The organism is Sphingobacterium sp. BIGb0116, from assembly GCF_024808035.1.
Lineage (GTDB): Bacteria > Bacteroidota > Bacteroidia > Sphingobacteriales > Sphingobacteriaceae > Sphingobacterium > Sphingobacterium paramultivorum.
This window is the reverse complement of record NZ_JANUDT010000003.1, coordinates 320490-346087: the sequence shown is the minus strand read 5'-3', so window position 1 is coordinate 346087 and position 25598 is coordinate 320490. Positions and strand designations below refer to the sequence as shown.

At 41.4% G+C, this 25598-nt stretch carries 18 protein-coding genes; 8 read left to right on the top strand and 10 right to left on the bottom strand.

Annotation, left to right across the window (positions count from 1 at the left end):
* Window positions 1-270: 270 nt before the first annotated feature.
* From M2419_RS10345 to M2419_RS10330, 4 genes are all read left to right on the top strand, one after another.
* Window positions 271-723 (top strand): DinB family protein, encoded by a 453-nt coding sequence (locus M2419_RS10345; RefSeq protein ID WP_153848668.1) that lies wholly within the window; start codon window positions 271-273, stop codon window positions 721-723.
* A gap of 184 nt (window positions 724-907) precedes the next feature.
* Complete coding sequence (locus M2419_RS10340) at window positions 908-1378, top strand: OsmC family protein (protein WP_153848669.1); 471 nt, start codon at window positions 908-910, stop codon at window positions 1376-1378.
* 135 nt (window positions 1379-1513) lie between these two features.
* The gene (locus M2419_RS10335) at window positions 1514-2749 is read left to right on the top strand and encodes a TCR/Tet family MFS transporter (RefSeq protein ID WP_327196885.1); all 1236 of its coding nucleotides are present in this window, start codon (window positions 1514-1516) and stop codon (window positions 2747-2749) included.
* A 224-nt stretch (window positions 2750-2973) separates the two neighbouring features.
* Window positions 2974-4410, top strand: a complete 1437-nt coding sequence (locus M2419_RS10330; protein WP_227550368.1) for an MFS transporter — start codon at window positions 2974-2976, stop codon at window positions 4408-4410.
* Window positions 4411-4525: 115 nt separating this feature from the next.
* On the opposite strand, the gene M2419_RS10325 is transcribed toward M2419_RS10330, so the two are convergent.
* A complete protein-coding gene (locus M2419_RS10325; protein ID WP_182332082.1) occupies window positions 4526-5395 on the bottom strand; it encodes a pirin family protein in 870 nt (289 codons plus the stop codon).
* 246 nt (window positions 5396-5641) lie between these two features.
* Here M2419_RS10325 and M2419_RS10320 point away from each other — a divergent pair, with 246 nt between their 5' ends.
* On the top strand, window positions 5642-6511 hold the full coding sequence (locus M2419_RS10320) for an alpha/beta hydrolase (protein ID WP_159726778.1): 870 nt from the start codon (window positions 5642-5644) through the stop codon (window positions 6509-6511).
* A gap of 42 nt (window positions 6512-6553) precedes the next feature.
* Here the strand turns inward: M2419_RS10320 and M2419_RS10315 are convergent, their stop codons facing one another.
* Window positions 6554-7480: an SRPBCC family protein gene (locus M2419_RS10315; protein WP_227550369.1), complete on the bottom strand. Its 927-nt coding sequence runs from the start codon at window positions 7478-7480 to the stop codon at window positions 6554-6556.
* A gap of 51 nt (window positions 7481-7531) precedes the next feature.
* Window positions 7532-7651 carry an EthD family reductase gene (locus M2419_RS27490; RefSeq protein WP_202883770.1) on the bottom strand — a complete coding sequence of 40 codons (120 nt, stop codon included), beginning with the start codon at window positions 7649-7651 and terminating at the stop codon, window positions 7532-7534.
* 176 nt (window positions 7652-7827) lie between these two features.
* On the opposite strand from M2419_RS27490, the gene M2419_RS10310 reads away from it, so the two are divergent.
* Both M2419_RS10310 and M2419_RS10305 read left to right on the top strand, forming a co-directional pair.
* A complete protein-coding gene (locus M2419_RS10310; protein ID WP_182332083.1) occupies window positions 7828-8817 on the top strand; it encodes a GlxA family transcriptional regulator in 990 nt (329 codons plus the stop codon).
* 7 nt (window positions 8818-8824) lie between these two features.
* A complete protein-coding gene (locus M2419_RS10305) occupies window positions 8825-9625 on the top strand; it encodes a GNAT family N-acetyltransferase (RefSeq protein WP_153848674.1) in 801 nt (266 codons plus the stop codon).
* Between the two features lie 62 nt (window positions 9626-9687).
* On the opposite strand, the gene M2419_RS10300 is transcribed toward M2419_RS10305, so the two are convergent.
* Window positions 9688-10890: an MFS transporter gene (locus tag M2419_RS10300; protein WP_153848675.1), complete on the bottom strand. Its 1203-nt coding sequence runs from the start codon at window positions 10888-10890 to the stop codon at window positions 9688-9690.
* A gap of 170 nt (window positions 10891-11060) precedes the next feature.
* Between M2419_RS10300 and M2419_RS10295 the strand changes: the two genes are divergently transcribed.
* Window positions 11061-12659: a sulfatase gene (locus M2419_RS10295; protein WP_088161508.1), complete on the top strand. Its 1599-nt coding sequence runs from the start codon at window positions 11061-11063 to the stop codon at window positions 12657-12659.
* 42 nt (window positions 12660-12701) lie between these two features.
* On the opposite strand, the gene M2419_RS10290 is transcribed toward M2419_RS10295, so the two are convergent.
* The 6 genes from M2419_RS10290 to M2419_RS10265 all read right to left on the bottom strand — a co-directional run bounded on the left by M2419_RS10290 (window position 12702) and on the right by M2419_RS10265 (window position 25519).
* A complete protein-coding gene (locus M2419_RS10290; protein ID WP_153845988.1) occupies window positions 12702-13499 on the bottom strand; it encodes a GIY-YIG nuclease family protein in 798 nt (265 codons plus the stop codon).
* Between the two features lie 47 nt (window positions 13500-13546).
* A complete protein-coding gene (gene dnaE / locus M2419_RS10285) occupies window positions 13547-16483 on the bottom strand; it encodes a DNA polymerase III subunit alpha (protein ID WP_259254929.1) in 2937 nt (978 codons plus the stop codon).
* Window positions 16464-17648 carry a DNA polymerase IV gene (gene dinB / locus M2419_RS10280; RefSeq protein ID WP_153845986.1) on the bottom strand — a complete coding sequence of 395 codons (1185 nt, stop codon included), beginning with the start codon at window positions 17646-17648 and terminating at the stop codon, window positions 16464-16466. The genes dnaE and dinB overlap by 20 nt, the downstream gene beginning before the upstream one ends.
* 162 nt (window positions 17649-17810) lie before the next feature.
* Window positions 17811-19844: a heavy metal translocating P-type ATPase gene (locus M2419_RS10275; RefSeq protein ID WP_259254928.1), complete on the bottom strand. Its 2034-nt coding sequence runs from the start codon at window positions 19842-19844 to the stop codon at window positions 17811-17813.
* Window positions 19845-19878: 34 nt separating this feature from the next.
* Window positions 19879-21189, bottom strand: coding sequence for an efflux RND transporter periplasmic adaptor subunit (locus M2419_RS10270; protein WP_153845984.1), 1311 nt, complete (start codon window positions 21187-21189; stop codon window positions 19879-19881).
* Window positions 21190-21196: 7 nt separating this feature from the next.
* Window positions 21197-25519 (bottom strand): CusA/CzcA family heavy metal efflux RND transporter, encoded by a 4323-nt coding sequence (locus M2419_RS10265; protein WP_153845983.1) that lies wholly within the window; start codon window positions 25517-25519, stop codon window positions 21197-21199.
* Between the last annotated feature and the right edge of the window lie 79 nt (window positions 25520-25598).

Sequence of the window (25598 nt, the reverse complement as noted above, 5' to 3'; positions counted from 1 at the left end):
AACAATCTGAATATATCCCAATTAAGAACTGAGCAAATTCAAAAAATAGAATTACGCACAAAATAATTAAATTGTAACAAATATATTGCTTTAAAATGACTATGATTTTTAGCGTGCACACAACAGCTAGTTCATCCAGCAAATAAAGTAATTTGCTAGGTTATCAATATAGAATAGCGTTATTCTATAATTTTAATTAATTAGGTAATTTTCATTTACTTCTATCTTCCGTATATTTAATTTTATAGAACCCACATAAACAACAATTAGATGTCAACTACTTTTATGCAGCTTTGGTTATATAATAACTGGGCCAATACAGCACTACTGGATAAACTGAAAAGTGAAGGCGAAAAAGTACCTCATTCTTGCATACGGCTCTTTAGCCATATTGTCAATGCGCAGATTATTTGGTTAAGTCGATTAACTGGTGAAAAACCACCTGTTGGTGTTTGGGATGAGCACAGTATCATCGATTGCCAAAGGTATCACGATTTAACTTCAGAAGGATTTGGGCAGCAGATTCAGCGCAGAAATGATATGGAGGATGAAATTATCAATTATACAAACACACAGCATCAGGCTTTTCATAATAAGGCCAACGACATTCTGTTACACGTCTTTAATCATGGCACCTATCACAGGGCGCAAATAGCAAGCGAAATGCGAAAAAATGGGATTGAGCCTATCAACACAGATTATATCACTTTTGTTCGCACATAACAGTACTGTAATCAGACACCACTGCAGTCTGATTACAAACGAAGTAGTTTTATCGAAATGCCAATTTGCTCCAAATGATAAATATAAAATTTTGATCTAGTCAATTCGACCTATCCTGCACATCTTGCAATTTGCGGACTAGACGTCCTATAATATTGGAGAATACCTTAAATTTGAAACAAAAATGAGTTACAAACATATCTTCAAAGCGTCCTTAACTTGGAAAAATCCTGAACAGCCTACTGCTGTGGGTTCAAAAATTTATACAAAGAGCCATCACATCGCGATCGAAGGGAAAGCTGACCTGCAAGTTTCCGCAGCAAAAGCATTCAAAGGTGACCCCGCATTGTACAATCCGGAAGATTTGCTGCTTAGCAGCCTGATTTCTTGCCACATGATGTCCTATTTGTACGTCTGCTCACAAAATAGCATCGAGGTTTTATCCTATACGGACAATGCTATCGCTACCCTCGAAACGGATGGAGATGGAAGTGGTCGTTTTACAGAAGTCACACTACACCCCGAGGTTCTCATCACAGATAAATCCCAGATAGAACTTGCTTTATCCTTACATGCCCAAGCAAATAAACTGTGTTTTATTGCGAATTCATGTAATTTTACTGTACGGCACCATCCAAAATGTCAAGCGATCTAATCAGACTTAGGCGTTCTATCGAAAGAAAAAAACTTCTTGTTTTCTGTTTGTTAACACTACCGAAAATATAACACGCAGCACAAATTAGTAATTAAATAACAAACAAGTTTTTAAGGATTTCATTACTTTTGAATCATGATGGAAAATTCCAAGAAAAAAGCAGCAATCGGATTCATATTTATTACACTACTAATCGATATTACGGGTTGGGGAATCATTATTCCAGTCGTTCCTAAACTTATCGAGGAATTGATTCATAGCGACATCAGTGAAGCGGCAAAATATGGCGGCTGGCTCGGCTTTGCCTACGCTTTCACACAATTCATCTGTTCTCCTGTCGTTGGTAACCTCAGTGATAAATATGGCAGAAGGCCAATTATTTTGATCTCACTTTTTGGGTTTGCTGTAGACTACATCTTTCTTGCCCTCGCGCCAACTATAGGTTGGCTATTTTTAGGACGTGTTATCGCTGGACTGACAGGCGCTAGTTTTACAACGGCAAGTGCTTATATCGCTGATATATCCACGGATGAAGATCGGGCAAAGAACTTTGGTCTAATAGGCGCTGCATTTGGTCTAGGCTTTATCATCGGCCCAGTTATCGGCGGTCTACTCGGTCACTATGGTGCCAGGGTTCCCTTTTATGCGGCCGCAGGACTGTGTATGCTAAACTTCCTGTATGGCTATTTTATCTTACCTGAGAGCTTAGATAAAGAAAAACGTAGAGCTTTTGAATGGAAACGCGCAAATCCAATTGGATCCTTTAAGTTTCTTGGAAAACATCCAGAAATATCCGGATTAATCGTTGCCTTAATTTTAATATATATCGCAGGTCATGCAGTTCAAAGTAACTGGAACTTCTTCACCATGTATAAATTCGACTGGACAGAAAGAATGGTAGGTATCTCATTAGGTGTTATTGGATTATTGATTGGATTGGTTCAGGGTGTTTTAATTCGATGGACTACACCCAAACTTGGTGAACAAAAAAGCATTTTCTATGGATTGACCCTGTATGCCATTGGACTACTGTTATTCTCATTTGCAAGCGAGGGATGGATGATGTTCGTCTTCCTTATCCCTTATTGCTTGGGTGGTATTTGTGGACCAGCTCTTCAGTCTGTTATTACCAAAAATGTTCCTTCAAACGAACAGGGTGAACTTCAAGGTGCACTAACGAGCTTAATGAGTGCAACATCGATTATTGGTCCACCGATGATGACAAACCTATTTTATTATTTCACCCATGACAAAGCACCATTTAAATTTTCTGGCGCGCCGTTTTTCTTAGCATTTATCCTGATGACGATTAGTGTGATCATTGTATATAATGCTTCTCGGAAAAAGAGAAATCAGCAAATAAATCTTTAAACCTGATTGATCAGTCTGCACTATTTTCATCTAAAATTCAACTGGCCTATGCATATAAGAACTGCATAGGCCAGTTGAATTTTAAACCTTTGACTTTAAACGACACACGATCTCCTGTGAAATATTAAGATAAGAAGCAACTATTCTATTGGATAGCCTTCTGACAACCATTGGATTCTCATCCAACAATAAACGATATTTTTCAAGGGCATCTAGCATTAAAAATGGCATCCAGACGCCTCGCAATTGAAAACCATGACTTAAGTCAAAAAACAGAAACACAATATCTGGTCCAGTACACAATCATCTCACTTCTGGATCAATTTAGGTTAATCAAACTTCAATTCTTCAATTCATGGATCGAATTCTTCAATTCCTACATTACTGATCGCTGTAAATTTGCAGGCAAGGAGATAAAATTCAAAATGATACATACAACAGACATAACAAATCAAAACATAAAACTCCACGTAAACTCAAAACGGGATACACCTATACTGACGAAGCCTCTTTTATGGCTTATTACCTTGACAACTGGAGTAGTCGTCGGCAACAACTATTATAATCAACCGCTTTTGGGATTGATGGCGAAAGACTTTCACGTTAGTGAAGCTGCAATTAGTATGATTGCTATGCTCACCCAGATCGGTTTTGCAACAGGGCTACTCTTTATCGTTCCTTTGGGAGATATGATAAAAAGAAAGAAATTAATATTATCAATTTTTCTACTCATCATAGCCTCCTTATTGGCAATGGTCTTCGCTCCCACTCTTGGGCTGCTCTATATCGCAAGCTTTATGGTTGGATTTAGCTCAGTCGTTCCCCAAATGCTCGTCCCCCTTACGGCCGAACTTGCTACTCCCGAAAAACGCAATTCTTCAATCGGAATGGTCATGAGTGGCTTACTATTAGGTATTCTGCTCTCCCGCGTCGCAGCAGGATTTATTGGCGATATCTGGGGATGGCAGGCGATCTATTATATGGCGATTGCATTAATGGTTCTATTCATGTTATTATTAGCTTTCGCACTCCCCGATGTGAAACCGACATTTCAAGGAAGTTATCTACAATTAATGCACTCATTGATCCATCTGACAAAAACTCAACCGGTGTTACGGCTATCTGCACTCAGAGGTGCCCTAGGTTTTGCGGGATTCAGTGCTTTTTGGATTACATTGGTATTTCATTTACAGGAAGCTCCTTTCCACGCGGGGTCCGCTGTAGCTGGATCCTTCGGATTAATAGGGGCTGTTGGCGCTTTGGCAGCAGCATTGGTCGGCCGGATCGCAACGCGTGTTTCTACGTATACCGTTATTCTTGGTTCCATATGTATCCTGCTATTGAGCTGGATTGTATTCTACATCGGGGGGAATAGCTATATCGGATTAATAACTGGTGTAATCTTAATTGACCTGGGTTTACAATCAATGCATATCAGCAATCAATCTGCTTTCTTTGCCTTAAATATCGGGGCAACCAACCGACTAAATACAGTCTATATGTTTAGTTACTTTGCGGGTGGATCATTGGGTAGTTACCTGGCCCCTCTCGCTTGGAAATACTTTCAATGGAATGGCGTGGTGTCGACAGGCTTTTGTTGTACACTACTGGTTCTCATCATCCATATCTGCTACGACAGACGGCCAAAAAAATTTTCTTAGTCGTTGAACACCATAATCTAAAGAAAAGCTAATTAACAGAAAATCTTCTATATGATGATATCCATTAATGGCCTACATGTTATACATGTAGGCCATGGATGGAAACTTATATCACTTATTCGAGCACACCAAACTTGCCAGCTTGAAAATCTTCAAAGGCTTGGTAAATCTCTGCCTGTGTATTCATTACAAATGGGCCATAGCTCACGATAGGTTCATCGATGGGCTCACCGCTTAACACAAGTAAAACCGCATTTTTATGGGCCTTTATCGAGATCTCTTCACCATCATGACCAAATAAAACAAAACTATGTTCCTTCGCAAGTTCACCGTTGACCTCGACCTCCCCATTCACAACCAGCATCGCAGTATTATGATTTTGTGGAACTAAAAAATTCGTTTCATGTTGCTCCGCCAATTTGATATCAAATAGATTGACAGACGTATAGGTGCTCGCTGGCCCTACCGTATCCTTAAATTTTCCCGCGATGACATTAACTACCCCTGCTGCGTCAGGCAATAGTACCTTCCCCATCTGATTGGCTGTAATCGCCTGGTAATGTGCCTCCGTTGATTTATCTTTCGCTGGTAAATTAACCCAGAGCTGAACCATTTCAAACAATCCACCTTTTTTTGAAAATTCCTCTTCATGGTATTCTTTATGTAATATACCCGCACCGGCAGTCATCCATTGTACATCACCCGGACAAATAACTCCGCTGTTTCCCGAACTGTCGTGATGGGCTACACTACCTTTGTAGGCGATAGTAACGGTTTCAAATCCCTTATGCGGATGTACATCCACGCCTCTGATATGATCCGAAGGTCCAAAATCAAATGCTGCGTTGAAATCCAGTAAAAGAAATGGACTCATCCTCTTTTGGGAAATCCCATTCCCTGGTATCATATTAAATACACGAAATCCATCTCCTACCATACCCGGTTGAGCTGGACGTTGGAAAATTCTTTCAATTGATTTTTTCATGTTATGATCTCCTTTTTTATCGTTCTTGATGAATTTAAGTTGAAGCCCAAATTGATTCACTTCATTTTAAATTGCTATCTCAAAGGTACGACGAGAAGAAGCCTGCTTCCAACAACCTGGATTAAGGCATAAACTTAACCTAGATTAAGTTTATAAGAAAAGATACTGCTAAAACTAGGAATCCCACATTTTCTGGATGCCATAGAAATGTGTAACTTCAATAAAAATCATAGACCAAGTATCTTTATGCACTCAAACAATACCGTCACATTAACAAAATTCTACCGTCACCTTTGGTTACGTCCAATACTATTACTCTTGCTATTCATCTTTTTATACCCCGCAGTACATGCGCAATCCAACAGTAAATCTAAAGTGAAACCAAACTGGAATGAAATACTTGAAGAACAACTGTTTCCAGGTAAAAAGCTCCAAGATTCCACGTTCCGCTTTCAGGGCAAATTTGAAGAACAATTTATCACAACAGCAGATCATGTTAAACTCCATGGAATCTTGTTTAAGGCAGACAAGAGCAAAGGACTAATTTTCTATTTGCATGGCAGTAATGGGGCTGTAGATACCTGGGGTAAAATTGCCAATATCTATACTGATAACGGATATGATCTTTTTATGCTGGATTACCGAGGTTACGGAAAAAGTGAAGGTAAAGTAACCAATGAAGAACTACTTTATCGTGATCTGCAAACGGTCTATGATAAGCTGACACAACAGTATCCGGAAGATCACATTATCATAATCGGTCAATCTATGGGCACGGCACTTGCTTCAACTATTGCTTCGCATAATTCTCCAAAAATGCTTATTCTTCAGGCACCTTACTATAGTTTTCAAGATTGGACACAACATGTCGCTCCTGAACTCGATACAAGCGGGATCCCCTTTTATTTCGACAATGCTGCGGCATTGCAAAAAGTAAAATGTAGAACGATCATCTTCCACGGAGACCAGGATAATGCCGTCTATTTTGATTCTTCCATTAAACTGAGTAACTTTTTTAAAAAACAGGATAAATTGATACGTTTGGCAAAGGAAGGACATAATGATTTTTCTAAAAATAAAGACTATCTGCATGCGATTGCCGAGCTATTGCGATAGTCTCATTTTATACCAAAAATACACTATGCCCCTTCAGGAATTTTATACCTTAAATTCGGGATAAGGAAAACCCTTTCCTTTTTCACAGAAAAATTTTAAACTCCTGAAAAATAGTGCCCAATCAAAACTGCAGGAAGCAAATTCCGCACTATAATTTGCCCAGCCATCATGGTGAAACAGCAGCATACATCCCTTTTGCTGAGGTTCAAGTTCAAAGGTCAGTGTCGTTCCAATCCATTCCTCAAATGCCTTGACACAGCGCCACTCGACCCTGGAATAAGGCTTCAGCGAAATAACTTCCATATTTTTAAAATAGCTCGGACCAAATCCAAACCGCAGGATCGCACCAATCTCCGGCTTTGCCTTGGTATCTGGTGTCCACCAGCCTGCTAGTCCTTCCGCCGTTGTAAGCGCCTTGTAAACAGTCTCTACAGGAGTTTCAATTAACAGCCTATGGTAGATACTTTTTGTCCCAAGATCATGTGGTATGCGATTCTCTTCCATAGCCCCCAGCGCTATTTCCTCCTTTGGAGTAGGCTGTCCCAGCCCAGTTAAAATCAATTGTCTTAGGCTGTCCGCTATATAATACGTCCAGGCATCATGACATACCTGATAACATTCCATCTGGGAATTAAGCCCACGATGGGTGAAATGTAATGTAGTTGTACCCGCATCTTCCACAATATCGAAGATAATGGAACTATTAGTCCATTCCCGTTCATCCTGGGTGAATTTAAAATAGTTTTCGAGGACCCGCCAGACTACTTTACGATCTGTTTCCATCGTTTCTATTCGTATTCGACAACGATGTACATCCTGATAATGATATATAAACTCATCATGCAAAGCAGCAGTTGGCCCTTCAATATTTTGAGACCACCATCCGCGGACATTATTGATTGCTTCAAATACACGTTGAGCACCTGCTTCAACGGTAATGCTTATTTTAAAATCTTCCTTTTTCATCATTCATCGTATTTTATAACGTTAACTCATACTTCTTATATTCCTATACCTCAATCAAATATGTAAATCTAAACGAATAAGTCCCGGAAGCGTTTTTGCCAAGGGAATATGTGTCTCAAAATAGTGTTTGTCAAAAAACTCCCTATTCGTAGGAGTCTTGTATATTGCGATCATTCGTACCATCTTGTGGTATTAATTTAAATTTATAGATCAAATATAGCGGACTTCAAAACACAAAAAGGGGTGTAAAATAGACATTCTCAGCGGTTGATTTAGACAAGTCGTTTCGGTATATTTGGATAGTATCAAATAAGCGTATTATCGTTTATTCAATCTTATAAACTTTCAACATGAAACATCTAACGATCTTAGTTCCAGACAGTCAGACAGGCCCTAATACCATATCGTGCATTGTTGGAACATACCATGTATTCACAGAAGCGAACCGCTATTACGATAAACTGAACAGGGAACCTATATTTAATATAGAATTGGCAGGAGTTTCCAAACAGAGTAACTTTGTCAATGGATTATTAACGGTCATGACGCAGAAAGATATCACTACGATTCAAAAGACCGACCTCATTATTGTACCCGCTGTCATTTCTAATTTTAGTGCGATAGAAGCTGGTAATAGCATGCTCTCAGCATGGATATTAGACCATTATACCAAGGGAGCAAATGTTGCAAGCATGTGTACCGGCGCATATCTGCTCGCATCCACAGGGCTTTTGGATAACAAAAACTGCTCTATCCACTGGAAATCAGCGGCAAATTTTCATAAGCTCTTTCCAAAGGTTAACTTAAAAACAGAACAAATTATTACTGATGAGCAAGGAATCTATACCAATGGTGGCGGTTATTCGTTCCTTAATCTCCTCCTTTACCTGGTCGAAAAGTTCTACGACAGACAGACGGCTATTTATTGCTCCAAAATATTTCAAATTGATATTGCCAGACAAACACAGTCCGATTTTATGATCTTTAATGGTCAAAAATCACATGGAGATGAAATGGTCATGCGTGCACAGGACTATCTCGAGAATAACTTTTCAGAAAAAATTTCCATGGAGAAGTTATCTGAAAAATTCACTGTCGGACGTCGGAATTTCGACCGTAGATTTATTAAAGCGACAGGCAATACGCCCGTGGAATATCTTCAACGGATAAAAGTAGAATCGGCAAAAAAAGAATTGGAAAGCTCGAGGAAAACGGTAAATGAAGTGATGTACGCTATTGGATATACGGACATAAAGGCTTTTCGCGAGATATTCCGTCGGTTTACAGGACTCTCTCCCCTTGAATATAAAAACAAGTACAATAAAGCAGTAATAAAATAGATGTTAGATGAATTTTGAACCGATTCAGTTTTCTGATCTCTCCGTCATCACAGCATTAAGTCCAGAAGGATGGGGTAATGTGCCGATCAAAATACAGCATTATATAGAAAGCCCTTTTTGTTTCCCCATAAAACTCCTGGTCGATCAGAAAATTGTGGCCATAGGTACGACCATTATCCATAGCAACGTTGCCTGGCTCGGACATATTATCGTCGCTCCCGATGAAAGAGGAAAAGGCTATGGGAAACAAACCACCCAAGAACTTATTCGTATAGCAAACAACAAAAAATGCAACAGCATTCAACTCATTGCAACGGATATGGGCGCGCCTGTTTACACAAAGCTCGGCTTCAAGGAATCTTCTTCTTATCTTTTCTTTGATGATATACAAGCACCCCATCTTGAAGAAGCGGACAATAATATACAGCAATATCAATCCCGATACAAAAAGCAACTTCTGAGGCTCGACCTAACAACCGCAGCTGAAAATAGACGATGCGAAATAGAACCGCATTTCATTTCAGGTTTTCTATATGTGAAGAACCAAACGCTCCGCGGTTATTATTTTCCTTCTTTGGGAGAAGGCCTTATTGTTGCCAATGAACAAGCTGCAGGAATGGCATTGTTAAAAATGTATTTAATGCAAAATTCCAAAGTTGTGCTACCGAAAGAGAATACAACCGCAGTTTCCTTTCTATTGAACCAAGGTTATCCAATAAAACGTCAGGCCAAGCGCATGTACCTGGGTGAAAATATCGATGTTCAATTTCAGTCCATCTTCAATAGAATTGGTGGAAATCTAGGTTAACACCAATTCTATACGTTATTTTTTTAAAACCGATAGCAAATTTCAAGACAACATAATGGACTCTACGAAAGCTGACCTACCGCATCCTCAAGAACCTTTTTGGCAGCCACAGCCGGTTGCTTTTTGCTTCGTTGGATATAACATAGGGAAATTACGATTCCTAAAGCTGCCATAACCGCACCAACCAAAGCCGGAGAAGTATAACCATAGCCTTGATTAATGGGTACACCACCTAAAAAGGCACCCAATGCATTCGCAATATTAAAACAAGCAGGTCCTAAAGAAGCAACCAACATTTCAGCATCACTTTTTACCGAGTTAAGCAATAATAAGGTTAACGAAGGTACGAGCGCAAAAGTAGTGACTCCGGTTAAAAAAGTCATCACCAAGGATACCCAAACGTTGTCAGACAGCCCGTAAATAACCAACATACATAAAATCTGAACCACCAGTACGGCTACAACCACCTTTGTTGAAGAAAAAGCGTCCGTCAACTTCCCTCCGATCAAATTCCCCACAAACATACCTAATCCAGCCAAAACCATAATATAAGGCAGGTATTTATCAGCAACACCAGACACTTCAGTCATCAGCGGAGCTATATAACTTATCCAGGCAAACAGTGCCCCTGGAGCTATTGAAAATAATAAAACCATAAACCAGACATTCACATTGCGAAAAATGCCAAAGTCCTTCCAAGGATTATTTTTAGGTGCTGCTTTCATTTTAGGCATCCACAACTTTAAGGCTAACATGGTCAAAATACCGACGATAACAATCAATAGAAAAGTATAACGCCATGAAAAATGATGTCCAATATAGGTACCCAATGGAACCCCAAATAAATTGGCAACTGTCAATCCGGAAAACATCGTCGCTACAGCCTGCGCTTCTTTACCAGGATCGGCCAATCGACTGGCAATAACAGACCCTACCCCGAAGAAAGCACCATGTGGCAATCCCGAAATAAAACGCGATACCAACAAAAGACCATAGTCTGGAGCAACTACAGATAATCCATTAAATAGGGTAAACAATCCCATGAGGATAATCAAGGTCTTAAGTGGCGAGAATCGATTCATAACAACCACCAACAGTGGGGCACCGATAACTACACCTAAGGCATAAGCTGTAATGAGATAACCAGCTTCCGGAATTGAAACTTGCAGACTTTGGGCAACGTCCGGTAGCATCCCCATCATACTAAATTCGGTAATTCCTATCCCCAATCCCCCCAGTGCAAGTGCTAATAAACTCTTCTTCATATATAATTGAAATTATTAATAACACAAATTTCTATCAGAATAATTTAATAAACAAATCATTTAAATAGTACAACCTATCATTAAACTAATAGCACCGACATTGTCTCAATGAAAACACCTATATTAGCCTGAGGTAAAATCGATCAGCATAACACATTCAAACCTTAACCATGAAACTGCATCATTATATACTTACTTTCACCTTGTACACACTTGTACCTTCTTGGGCATTGGCACAAAAAGGCCATGCAAAAAAGCATCCAAATATTGTATATATCATGAGTGATGACCATGGTTATCAAGCGATCAGCGCTTATGGTTACGGATTGAACGAAACGCCCAATATTGACAGATTAGCAAAGGAAGGTGCCATTTTCACACGTGCGACCGTGACAAATTCATTATGTGCACCCAGTCGGGCTGTACTCCTAACTGGGAAGCACAGTTATATGAATGGGAAAATTGATAATGAGGCAAAATTCGATTGGAATCAGGACAACTTTGCCAAGATTCTCCAAAAAAATGGGTATCAAACGGCATTAATCGGTAAAATCCATATGGATGGCCTACCCCAGGGATTTAACCACTCAGCGGTCCTTATTGACCAAGGCGAATATTATAATCCAAACTTTATTATCAATGGTGTAAAACAACAAATACAAGGCTATGTATCGGATCTCACCACCGATATGACCCTAGATTGGATCGCTAAAAGAGATACCAGCAAACCTTTCTGTGTGCTCTATCATCAAAAAGCGCCACACCGAGAGTGGCTACCGGCTTTGCGACATCTTCAACAATATACATCAAAAACCTACAAAGAACCGAATAATCTATTCGACACCTACGAAGGAAGAGGAACTGCTGCTAAAACCGCTGAAATGAATATCCTTAAACACATGAACTGGGCTGGTGACAACAAGATACCTCCTGCGCTAATGGATGAATTGGGACTAAAAGAATATCTATCCTGGGATAAAGCTGCCTTCAATGGAAACCTAGGAAGAATGACTGCAGCGCAGCGCGCAACATGGGATTCAATCTACAACCCAATCATGGCAGATTTTAAGATGAAATATCACAACATGTCCAAAGAAGACCTGATGCGCTGGCGATATCAACGTTATATGCAGGATTATCTGGGTACCGTTGCTGCAGTGGACGACGGTGTTGGACGTCTATTGGAATTTTTGAAAGACAATGGACTCGACGAAAATACAATTGTCATTTATACCTCAGACCAAGGGTTCTATCTGGGTGAACATGGTTGGTTTGACAAACGTTTTATGTATGAAGAATCGCTCCGAACCCCCTTATTGATCCGCTATCCAGCAGAAATTAAAGCTGGCCAATCCTCAAAAGCACTTGTTCAGAATCTTGATTTTGCCCCCACAATCCTAGATTATGCAGGACTTGCAATTCCGAAAGATATGCAGGGAAAATCTTTTCGTGGTCTACTCAATGGAAAAGAAAAACAATGGCGCGATGCAGTATATTACACCTACTATGAGTACCCTTCCATTCATATGGTAAAACGACATTATGGGATTCGTACCGAAAGGTACAAACTGATCCATTTCTATTATGACAAAGATGAGTGGGAATTATACGATCTAGAGAAAGATCCACAGGAAATGCAGAATGTATACAATGTACAAGCATACCAAAACGTACGTGAAGAAATGCATCATAAACTGGACGAAGCCCGAGCCTACTATAAAGATTCCGATGAGAACGACAAAAAGTTTTTACCGAAGGTAAAACAATAATTTACTGGCCTACTAAGCCATTAAATTATTGTTGTTAAAAATCTAAACAGGGTTGAGTTTGAAATAACGTCTCAAAATACGTCTAACATCTCTATTATCGGCTTTGAAGATGATGGCTTCTCGCTTTTTCTTTTCGCTATATACACGCTTATTACAGTAGCCAAATCCTTTATACCGACCATCCAACAAGTAAACAAGTCCCTTTTCTTTGGGATTACGCCCTAAAAACTCCAAAAATATTTCGCCCATCGGAAGCTCCGAAGAGGCTACAAATTCCTGCACTCTTCGATTATAGTCTTCTGGAAGCTCCTGCGCAATACATGCCCCTTTGCAGGTCTTCAACATATATTGAAAACAATGTTTCGTATACGTCTGTAATTTGTTTATTTTTTGGCAGAGCTGATACGCTTCCACAATATTGAATAATTGCTCGCGCCCCTCCTGGTAACTCGAAAAAGTCATGAACTCTTCTCGCTCGGGATCAAGCGCCTCAACTTGAAGAACTTGATAGCCCAATGGATTCACTGCTAGATAAAGGCCAAATCCGTAGTAGGTTCGACGCTGCGCCCGATTATAATAGGGTTGATATTTTTTGATCAGGTCAGATTCATGCAATAGCGCTAGTAGTTCATGGCCCGTCAGTTCAAATCCAACTCTGCGGGCTGCTCCTTGGATTTTGCGTTCCTTAAAATCTGTACTTCTAAAATGCTGCAATAACCTATTTCTAATATCGATACTCTTGCCGACATAAATTAGCGCATCATGCTTATCATAAATATAATATACGCCGACTGCAGAGGGTACCCCTTCAAGCAATCCGGCAATTTGCTCTTTCGTCATCACTTTAACAGCAGGTAATATCTTACAAAGGTAATTTAAAAAATAGGCTATTCACTTCGCGGATCAGATTTTAAGGGCATCTTGGCGCATCGTCTCACTTCGAGTGTGGGGCAACCATAGTCAACCACAATTTTCCCTTCGATCAAATAAATACCGTTTCCCCGAAGTGGAAATTCGACAAGTGTCTGCGGGAAATGAACGGTATCAAAAAAATGCCCTTCAGCATCCAAAAAGGTCCCAAATTTCATCTGCCCTCCATTGCGCATCCTGACAATTTTTTCACAGACGAAATCGCCGACCATCCGAATTGTTTCACCTTCATGCGCCGTCATGTCTTCTGCAAAAATATCACCTCTATAGCTGCTTTTTGCCAAATCAAACAATGTCCCCGTAACACAGAAACCAATCAATTCCAGTTCATCATAATAGTCTTCCAAGATGTTTTCTTCAAGCAAAGGAAGTAGCGGTTTTCTGGTCTCGATTTCAAAGAGAACATTTCCGCCACGGGTAGGTTTATATTTACTCATCATCAAATGGCCTTCCCACAATAATTGCTTTTTCCCTATGGCGGTAAAACGCAAGGCTCCCACACGGATTAAAATGATCAATTGCTCCAAGCTAATTTCCGTCCGGCCAATAAAATTTTCTAAACTGAGATAAGGTCCATTCAATTCCCGTTCATTAACAATCCGTAAAGCCAATTTTTCCTCCAGATGCTGCAGGCAATCAAAGCCCAGATAGATATCCTTTCCAAAAATACGTGCATTTAAACGAGACTGGTTGACACAGGGCCGGCAGATGGTAGCGCCCGCAACGCGCGCTTCATTGACGTAAACCTTACGATTATAAAAACCACCATAATTATTGAGTACCGCAACCATAAACTCCAATGGAAAATACGTTTTTAAGTATAAACTCTGATAACTCTCAACAGCATAGGAGGCTGAATGTGCCTTGTTAAATGAATAGCCCGCAAAGCTCTCCATCTGTCTCCAGATTTCCAAACTTCCCTGCTCCTCGTATCCTCGAGTTTTGCAATTGGCAAAAAAACGTCCTTTGATGGCCGCAAGATGATCTTTATCACGATACTTGCCCGACATCATTCGTCGCAGTACATCTGCATCTGCCATGTCAAGACCACCGTAGGCATTCGCAATTTTCATCACATCTTCCTGATAAACCATCACACCATAAGTTTCCTCCAACTGTTCTTTGAATACTGGATGCGGATAATTCGCAACAGACGGATCGTGGTGACGTCGGATATACTCGCTCATCATTCCTGAACTCGCTACACCAGGACGAATAATGGAAGATGCTGCCACTAATGTGTTATAGGTATTACATGACAATTTGGTCAGAAGTTGCCGCATCGCAGGACTTTCTATATAAAAACACCCAATAGTATGGGCTGACTGTAATTGCGTTGCTATGAGCGGATCATGAAAGAAAAGCTTGGGGTTGTCGGTATCGATCAGCTCGCCCAAATTCTCACGTACGATTGCTTTACAGTCTTTGATATGCCCTATTCCCCGTTGCGATAGGATGTCAAATTTTTCAAAACCAATATCTTCGGCAACATACATGTCAAATTGCATCGTGGGGAGTCCTTTAGGAGAGTAGTCCATAGCTCCATAGCATGTTAAGGGAGCCTCGGAAATGAGTACACCACTCGCATGAATTGAACGTTGATTAGGAAAATCCGCCATCCGATTATAGACACTCAAAATGGTATTCGTTACCTCATTTTTGTTAAGCATATGTTCAGGTTCGTTGATCAACCGATCTATTTCTCCTTTAGGAAGACCATATACCTTTCCGAGCTCACGCAAAATGCTCCGCGACCGAAACGTACTCATTGCGCCCATCAATGCAACGTGTCCACTTTTATACTTATTAAAAATATAACTATACATAGCGTCACGTTCATTCCAGCTAAAGTCAATATCAAAATCGGGGGCACTCTTCCGTTTCGGATTTAGAAAACGTTCAAATGGCAAATGCAGAGCGATGGGGTCAACATCGGTAATTCCCAAACAATAAGCAACGGCAGAGTTTGCTCCAGATCCACGCCCTACGTAATGAAAGTCGCTATGCCGTGCATAGCGACAGATATCATTCGTTATCAGAAAATAGCTTGAAAATTTAAGTTGTTCAATAATTTCCAATTCCCGCTGGATTCGTTCCATTGCAACGGAATCATTTTTTCCATAACGTCTTTCCAGTCCCGCTAATGCCTGACTAAAAAGCAATTGCTGATCTGCATAATGACTGTCTGTAAATGTGGTTTTATTTTTAACTGTCTCAAAGTCGAAGTAAAAAGAGCATTGGGCAAGCAGTTGCTCTGTATTGTTCATAAGCTCGGGCAGATCCGAAAACATTTCTGTTAAGGTCATTCTTGACAAAAGTACTTCATCTGAATGGGCCACCTGATCCGCTTCCAATTGTGATATCAACAGATTATTGTCAATGGCACGCAATTGCCTATGTAACACATAGTCATTTTGTTGGAAACTTACCGGTGCTAATATGACACAATTAGCCAAAATTTTCCGGTCCAGCAAACGTACTTTGGTGCGTTCCGAAGGCCTTATGCCAATATATTCATAGTCGCGCAAGCCATGGTGGCTGATTGCTGAAAAAGGATAAACAACAAATACCTCTTCAAAATCAGGAGCACGTTGCGGTACCGATCGTTGCTCCATATTGAGTTTGGTACGATAGGCATTAATCTCCTGAAAACCACGTTCGTTCTTCGCTATAGCGACAAAACAAAGCTTATCATCGGCTCGAAACTCCATTCCTGCGAGTAAATTCAGTCCCTTTTTCCGACCCAACCGAATAAAATCCAATGACCCGGAAGTATTATTAATATCGGTTAGTACGGCAGTATCGTAACCACCGGACTGAATACCTTCGATAAGGTCTTCCAGACTCAATGTGCCGTAACGCAAACTATAGAAACTACGAAGATTTAAGGGCATCTACCCCTCCTTTCTCCCCGGGCATGGGCACACAGATCCCTTTCATCAAAAACGCTGTACCGTAACGACTTTTAATACGATCCATCGCCTGCATCAGATTTACCTCTTCGGCATTATCCGCAAATAGATCGGTTTGGTAAGCTCCATAGATCAAACCAGAAAACTTAACCCCCACCAACCGAATTAACATGCGGCGACTATATAACTTTTTAAATAAGGATAGCGCAACTTCAATCAATTTTCGATCGGAATTGGTATAACCGATCTGCAATTGTTGGGTATGGGTATCAAAATTACTATAACGTATCTTCAAGGTAACACAGCTGGTAAGCCGCTGTTCTTTACGCAATTCAAAGGCAAGATTATCAACCATACCGATGAGTGTCCGCCGCAATACATCCATATCAATCGTATCCTGCTGATAGGTCGTTTCTTTGGACATGGATTTCTGTTCACGAAAAGGGACCACAAGCGTATCATCCAGACCATTGGCCTTCCGCCAGATATTTACACCATTTTCTCCTAAGACCTGTTGTAACGTAAAAATCTCCATTTGTTGCAACGTTCCAATTTTAGAAATCCCCATATTACGCAACAAGGTATACGACTTATCGCCGACCATCGGTATTTTCCGAATAGAAAGCGGTGCCAGGAACTGCTTCTCTGTACCTCCATTTACTTGCAGCTCACCACATGGTTTCGCCTGGCCGGTCGCTATTTTAGACACCGTCTTATTGACGGAAAGGCCGAAACTGATCGGAAGCCCCGTTTCCCGAATAATACGCTGCCGCAATTCCTGTGTCCATTTCCAGCATCCAAAGAAACGGTCCATTCCAGAAACATCAAGATAATGTTCATCAATGCTTGCTTTCTCTACAACCGGTGTCTCAAGCGAAATAATTTCGGTCACCATATTGGAGTAATAACTGTAGAGATCATGATCGCCTTTGACGACAACAGCATCCGGACACATTCTTAATGCCAAGCGCATCGGCATCGCGGCATGCACCCCTGATTTTCTGGCTTCATAGGAACATGAAGCCACCACGCCCCGATCACTGCTACCGCCAATAAGTACCGGTACACCATTAAGTTTACTGTTTATCAGCCGCTCAACTGATACAAAAAATGTATCAAGATCACAATGTACGATGCTCCTTTCCATATCATTCATGTATTGACGTCTTATATCGCCTAAAAGCAATAAAAATCACGCTCAAATATACTAATATATTTAGTATTTATAAATGATAGCGAATAAAAATAGGAATACACCCGCCCTTCATTTCGTTCAATGAAAAGGACGGGTGTAAGTTAGCGCCAATTGTTAAAATTTCATTTTTTGAATTCTAATGGCATTCAATATCGCAATTAGCGATACGCCAACATCGGCAAATACAGCCTCCCACATTGTTGCCAAACCTCCAGCTCCAAGAATCAACACGATCCCTTTGACTATAAAAGCAAGGCCAATATTCTGATAAACAACTTTTTTCGTTTGTTTCCCAATGCGAATGGCCATTGGAATCTTCGAAGGTTTGTCATCCTGTATCACGACATCTGCCGTCTCGATCGTCGCATCACTGCCCAGTCCACCCATCGCTATTCCAACATCACTCAGTGCGACAACCGGAGCATCGTTAACGCCATCACCAACAAAAGCAACAGATTCATTTAGCCCCTTTATTTCCCTGACCTTATTCACTTTATCTTCCGGAAGCAGGTCACCATAGGCCTGATCTATTCCAAGTTCCTTGGCAACATAGGCGACTACCGTCGTCTTATCCCCGCTCAACATCGTCGCTTTTACACCGAGCTTATGCAGTAGTTGAATTGTAAGCGCGGCATCTGCTTTAATCCTATCAGCGATGGTCATGAATCCTACAAATTTACCGTCCAAAGCGATGGCAATGGTCGTATATACGATACTATTCGGATCGATATCATAGGCTACATTAAACTTGTCCAGCAATTTAAAGTTACCCACCAGCAACTCTTTGCCTTCAGTAATTCCCTTTAATCCATGTCCGGCGATTTCTTCTATATTATGGAGATTAATAGACTCGTCGATCGCACCTGCATATTCCCTAATCGCTGTTGCAACTGGATGGCTGCTGTGGCTTTCTATTTTATTGACGAGCTTTAAAATTCTTGCCTCGTTGTAACCAGCCTGTAACTTAATTTCCTGCACCTTAAAAACACCGGCAGTCATTGTTCCGGTTTTATCCATCACCACATGCCGGATATCTGCCATCGCATCCAAAAAATTACTGCCTTTAAAAAGTATACCATTTCTACTCGCGGCACCGATTCCACCAAAATACCCCAAAGGAATCGAGATGACAAGTGCACAGGGACAGGATATCACTAAAAATACGAGTGCTCTATACAACCAGTCGCTAAATACATATTGATCGACAAACAAGTAAGGTAGGAGGCAAATTCCAATAGCCAAAAACACGACAATTGGGGTATATATCTTAGCAAATTTACGGATAAACAGTTCAGTAGGCGCTTTTTGAGCTGTAGCGTTCTGTACAAGCTCAAGGATTTTACTCAGTTTGCTATCTTGATAAGCTGTTGTCACCCGAATTAGGCTCACCGTGTTCATATTAATCATTCCTGCCAGCACAACATCACCTTTCATTTTTGTATCTGGCTTGCTCTCGCCAGTCAGCGCAGCAGTATTAAATGCGCCTTGTTCAGACAGCAATTCACCATCGAGCCCGAGCTTTTCGCCAGGTTTCAGCTGAACAATTGCTCCGATACCTGCGTCTGCGGCTTTGATTACTTTGCTCTTTCCATTCTCCAAAATGGTCACTTCATCCGGACGCTGATCCAGTAGTGCCTTAATATTACTTTTAGCTCTACTCACCGCTAAGGTCTGAAATACCTCGCCTACGGCGTAAAATAACATCACCGCTACAGCTTCTGGGTATTCTTTGATCGCAAAAGCTCCTATCGTAGCGATACTCATTAAAAGAAACTCCGAAAAGATTTCCCCTTTAGCAATACTCTTTAGGGCATCTCTGATTACAGGATACCCAACAGGCAGATAAGATACGATATACCAGCCTGAACGAACCCAATCCTTAAACCATGCTTGCGCAATCCAATTATCCATGGCTATTGCTGCAATGAGCAAAATAAAGGAAATTAGTGCGGGTAAAAACAACTGCATCTGACTAGCCCCTGCCGTTGAGTGGTCGTGACCGTCTTCATCGTGGCTATGATCATGACCATGACTGGAAGCCGGAGCTTTCCCAATAAGGTCTTCTGCTCCCGCCTGACTATATATTTTTTGTGCCTGTGTACAACAAAGCTGTCTGCCTTGTGCATCATAACTATGTTGATGTTCCATAACTTGCTTTGATTATGTTAACAAATACTGTCAATTAATGTTCGTGCCCACCTGTATTGCTCATTTTAGCATTGATAAAAAAGGCACCCTTTACAACAATTTTCGTCCCGGCAGGAACTTCGGTAACCGGGATAATCGCCGTATATCCCAAAGCAGACACGCCTTTTTGAATCTCTATTTTTTCAAAATTGATGTTTTTAGCCTGTTCTTCACCATGCTGCCCAGCTTCTTGCTCATTTTTATGCGCATGTTTTGCTTCACCTTCATCGTGCGCATGCCCGTGATCGTCGTGCCCTTCTTCATGCTCCTCAGGTTTCTTGTCTGTCTCCACAAAAATATAATACTTACCGTCAGCCTCCACGATTGCGTCATTCGGAACAGCCGGAGTCCGTACATTATTGACACCGATCATACCCGTGATGTTCATCCCATCAATCAACCCCACTTTGCTGCCCACGACCGTACTGTGCACAGCGATGGTCTTGCTATCATTTTCAAAGGAAGATCCAATCGTAAAAACTTTGGCGGTATAGGTTTTATCCGGGTTGTTGGTCAGTTGAAAGTTGATGAGCTGTCCGACTTTAACCAAAGGTAGATCCTTTTCAAACACCTGCAGATCCAAATGCAGCAGACTATTGTCAACAATCTCGATCACTGGCGAAGAGACATCTACATAACTCCCAATTTTCGCAAAAACATTACTTACTGTTCCATTGATAGGGCTTGTTACGGCCAATGAGGTCCGCATATTAGAAAGATTCACGCTATTGGGATTTATGCCCATCAATTGGATCTGTTGTTGCAACGAGGCCTTTCGAGCCCGTAAACTGTTGAAGTCTGCTGTTGCTGCCTGCAGATTTTTCCGTGCGCCCGCATTACCTTCATTGAGTTCCTGTTGCCTTGCCATTTCTTGTTCCGCCAAGGTAATCTTACTTGCGAGGGATACATATTCCTCCTGCAACTGTACAAACTGGGGGTTGGTAATCGTAGCGATCACCTGCCCCTTGCGTACGTTATCCCCCAACTGCACGTTTAATGTCTTTACAACACCACCGTAAAGCGTCGTTGCATTCGCTTTATTGTTATTGGGTACACTCAAAAGTCCATTGGCCTTGATTGTAGCTGTTAGTTCCTTCTCTTCAATACCTCCAAAAACGATGCCCACAGCTTTTATTTGTGCCGCACTCAGTGCCGCTACGGTAACCGGTCCTTCCTCATGCCCCTCTTCGGATTTAGGCGCTTCCTTTCCCTCCGGTTGACCTTTACGCTCCGACTCATTAGAACCGCAACCGTAAAAAACAGTAACGGCTATACATACGATAAATATCTTTATGAAAACTTTCATTGTTGACTTATTTGTTATTGAAGTAATTATATTGAATTGCTGATTGATTATACTGATTGAGGACTTCTAAATAATTCTGGCGAATCCCAATGGCCTGACTTAAAAATTGACTTAATTCAGCAAAATTGATCTCCCCAGTTCTATACCCCAAACTAGCCGCTTTAATGATGGCATCAGCTTGTTTTAAACCCGAAGACTCGTAAAATTGTAGTAACGCACTATTCTTGTCAATTTCAGCAAGTGCATTCCCTTTATTTGTCTGGAATACCTGCGTATCATATTCCAACTTACGCTGTTGAACTTCCATTTCAGCGTTGGCAGCCTTCACTTTACTTTTATACGCGCCTAGGCTAAAGACCGGAAAAGATGCGGAGACCGAAAATCCCGATAAGGGATCCTTGGCTCCCCAAACACGTTGGGAGAAAAATCGACCCGAGAACTCAGGCTTATTTGTATTTTTCTGAACACTGATATTCGATGAAGCGATATTTACGTTTTGCTGCTGTAAAACAAGTAAAGGATGTACTGTTTCCTCAGATGGACTGGCGTTCACGACAATCTTCTCCAAGGACTGATCCAATGGGAGCATCCACTCGTTACGGTCCAACAAGAGCATAAGTTGCTGTTGCTGGATAACAATGTCCTTTTTGTTTTGAACAAGCTGCGCCTGCAGTTCCTTCAGTTTTGCCTCAGCTGCGATCTTATCCAGCGCAGCCACGTCACCCGTTCTAAAGCGAAGTTCAGTTGCTTTGAACATGGCTGTATAGATGCTATCCAACTCCATATACAGCTTTTGGCGATCCTGGAGATACCAAAGTTGAAAATAGGCTGTCCTTACGTCTTTGGTAATCGCAGTTTTCAATACATCCGTATTCAAATTCGCATATTTTAGTTGCTGTTTAAAATACTCCTTGCGCGCCGCATAGAGCCCGGGCCAGGCAATACTTTGCGTTATACCAATTTTCAATAAGCCGGCCTTATCCGTAGGACGGTAATCTTCATTTTCTGCAAAAATCCCGGTCTTGGGGATTTCGGTCGCCGTTTTAACATTGAAACCAGCGCCCACGATTTCAGCCTGGTTGATCTGAAACTGGCGATTGCTCTTCAGCGCAGTTTCCACAGCTTCTGTAACAGAAATGCGCTCTTGGCCAAACACCTGAGATCCCAAGGCCATAAATAAGAAAACAAGTACTGTAACAAAGGTCTTAGCACCCCTACTTCGTTTCATATTCAATTTAGAATTAAAAATTATATACAATAAGGGCAGCACAAACAACGTCAGGAAAGTTGCTGTTGTCAACCCGCCGATAACAACCGTTGCCAAAGGCTTCTGAACTTCAGCGCCGGCACTTGTACTGATTGCCATCGGTAAAAAGCCCAGTGAGGCCACTGTCGCTGTCATCAGTACAGGACGTAAACGAGTCAAAGTACCTTCTTTAACGCGTTGAAAAATATCATCGACGCCCTCTTTCTTCAACTGATTGAATGTCCCAATTAAAACGATACCATTGAGTACGGCCACGCCAAACAAGGCAATAAAACCGATACCGGCACTAATACTGAAAGGCATGCCGCGCAACATCAATGCAAATACACCCCCGATAGCACTCATTGGTATTGCGGTAAAAATTAGCGTCGCCTGCTTAAAGGAATGGAACGTGAAATACAACAGCATAAAAATAAGCAATAAGGACACTGGCACAGCAATCAGCAGGCGCGAACTCGCTTTTTGCAAATTCTCGAACTGACCTCCATAGGTGAAATAATAACCCGCAGGAAGTTTTACATTTGCAGTCAATTGTTGTTGGATATCTTTTACTACGGTTTGAACATCACGCCCTGCCACATTAAATCCAATCACAATTCTTCGTTTACCAGCTTCGCGACTGATTTGGGCCGGCCCCAATTTATAATCAATGGCAGCAACCTGAGAAAGAGGGATCTGTGTGCCCGTATCTGTAGGAATCATCAGATTACGCACATCATCAATACTATTTCTGTGCGTTGTATCTAACCTGACGACCAGATCAAAGCGACGTTCATTTTCATAGATCTGTCCCGTACTCCGACCGGCAAAGGCGGTACTCACCACATCATTGACGTCCTGAATTGTCAATCCATAATTCGCTATACGGGTGCGGTCATAAACGATATTAATTTGCGGGAGACCGGATACGCGCTCCACTTGTGGAGAAGTTGCTCCTTGAACGGATTGAATCTGAGCGGCAACCACATTGGCGTAAGCGGCCAGTGAATCGATGTTTTCACCGAAGATCTTTACAGCAACATCCTGACGGATACCCGTCATTAACTCATTGAAACGCATTTGAATAGGTTGATTTTTCTCAAAGAAGACACCCGGAATTACTTCTAGCTTCTCCAGAATAGCGCTCCCCAGTTCTTCATAAGAACGGCCCGACTTCCACTCTTTTTGAGGCTTCAATACCACCATAATATCTGTCGCTTCCGGTGGCATAGGGTCTGTCGGTACTTCCGCAGCTCCTGTTTTACCGACGACCATCTTCACTTCATCGAACTCCTTGATAATCCGGGAAGCCTGCATAGAGGTTTCAATACTTTGCGAAAGCGAGCTTCCCTGAGGAAGTATGCAATGGAATGCATAATCGCCTTCCTGCAATTGTGGAATAAACTCGCCCCCCATGTTCTTAAAAAAGAAGGCCGACAAAGCAAAAATGGCAACAGTTAAACTCACGATCAGGTATTTAAACCGAATTGCTTTTTGTAATAAAGGCTCATAAATACGTTGTAGTCCTGCAATCATCCGGTCACTCAACGTTTTCTTGTCGCTGTGTTTTTTCGGCAGAAACAGAGCACACATCATGGGGATATAGGTTAACGAGAGAATCAATGCTCCGAAAATGGCAAACCCAACTGTTTGTGCCATTGGACGAAACATTTTCCCTTCAACACCCACCAATGTTAAAATTGGAATATAGACAATAAGAATAATAATCTCACCAAAGGCTGCACTGGTACGAATCTTTGAAGCAGACTCAAATACCTCATGATCCATTTCGGCCTGGGTCAATTTCTCGGTTGACTTTCGTAAGCCTAAATGGTGTAGCGTCGCTTCCACCACAATGACGGCTCCGTCCACAATCAAACCGAAATCTATCGCACCCAAACTCATTAAATTGGCGCTTACACCGAACACGTTCATCAGTCCAAGTGCAAACAGCAGCGCCAGTGGAATCGCCGAAGCAACGATAAGGCCTGCCCGCAAGTTCCCAAGAAATAATACCAGGACAAAAATTACGATCAGGGCGCCTTCAATCAGATTTTTTTCAACGGTACTGATCGCACGCCCAACGAGGTCTGTCCGGTCTAAATAGGGCTCTATAACCACATCATCAGGCAAAGACTTTTGGATAGTCGGTAGTTTTTCTTTCACACGATTGACCACCTCATTGCTGTTTTCACCCTTTAGCATCATGACAACGCCACCCACAGCATCTACCTCACCATTGTATGTCAAGGCTCCATAACGCACAGCATGACCAAAACGTACATCTGCAACATCTTTTACATAAATCGGTATAGACCCTGATTTTCGGATAGCGATATTTCTGACATCTTCCAAAGAGGTCGCCAGTCCAATCCCCCGGATAAAGTATGCATTCGGTTTTTTATCAATATAGGCACCACCTGTATTTTGATTATTTTTCTCTAGGGCAGTAAATATCTCTGGAATCGTAATATTCATCGCCTTAAGTCTATTCGGATCAACAGCTACTTCATATTGCTTAAGCTCGCCACCGAAACTATTGACCTCGGCAATTCCAGGAGTTCCATAAAGCTGACGAGCAACAATCCAATCTTGCATGGTTCGCAAATCTTTTGCGTTGTATTTCTTTTCGCTTCCCTTTTTGGGATGGATAATATATTGATACACTTCTCCCAATCCGGTACTTACTGGAGCCAACTCAGGTTTGCCAATACCCTGTGGAATCTGATCCACCGCTTCTTTCAAACGCTCACCGATCAGCTGACGGGCAAAATAAATATCTACATCATCGTCAAAAACAACGGTAATGACAGAAAGTCCGAAGCGTGAAATACTCCTGATCTCCTCAATTTTAGGTACAGTTGCAATACTTTGTTCAATTGGAAAAGTCACCAATTGCTCTACTTCCTGTCCGGCAAGAGTTGGACAAGAGGTAAAAATCTGAACTTGATTATTGGTAATATCGGGAACGGCGTCTATGGGTAGTTTCGTCGCACTCCATGCCCCCCAAATGATAAGCAACAAGGTCATTAAACCGATAACGATCTTGTTCTTAATGCTAAATTTTATAATATGATCTAACACAATATACGTGATTAATGCTTAAATAATAGCTCGTTAGAATATCTTCATCGCTTGTCGTAATAAAATACAACAAACGGAT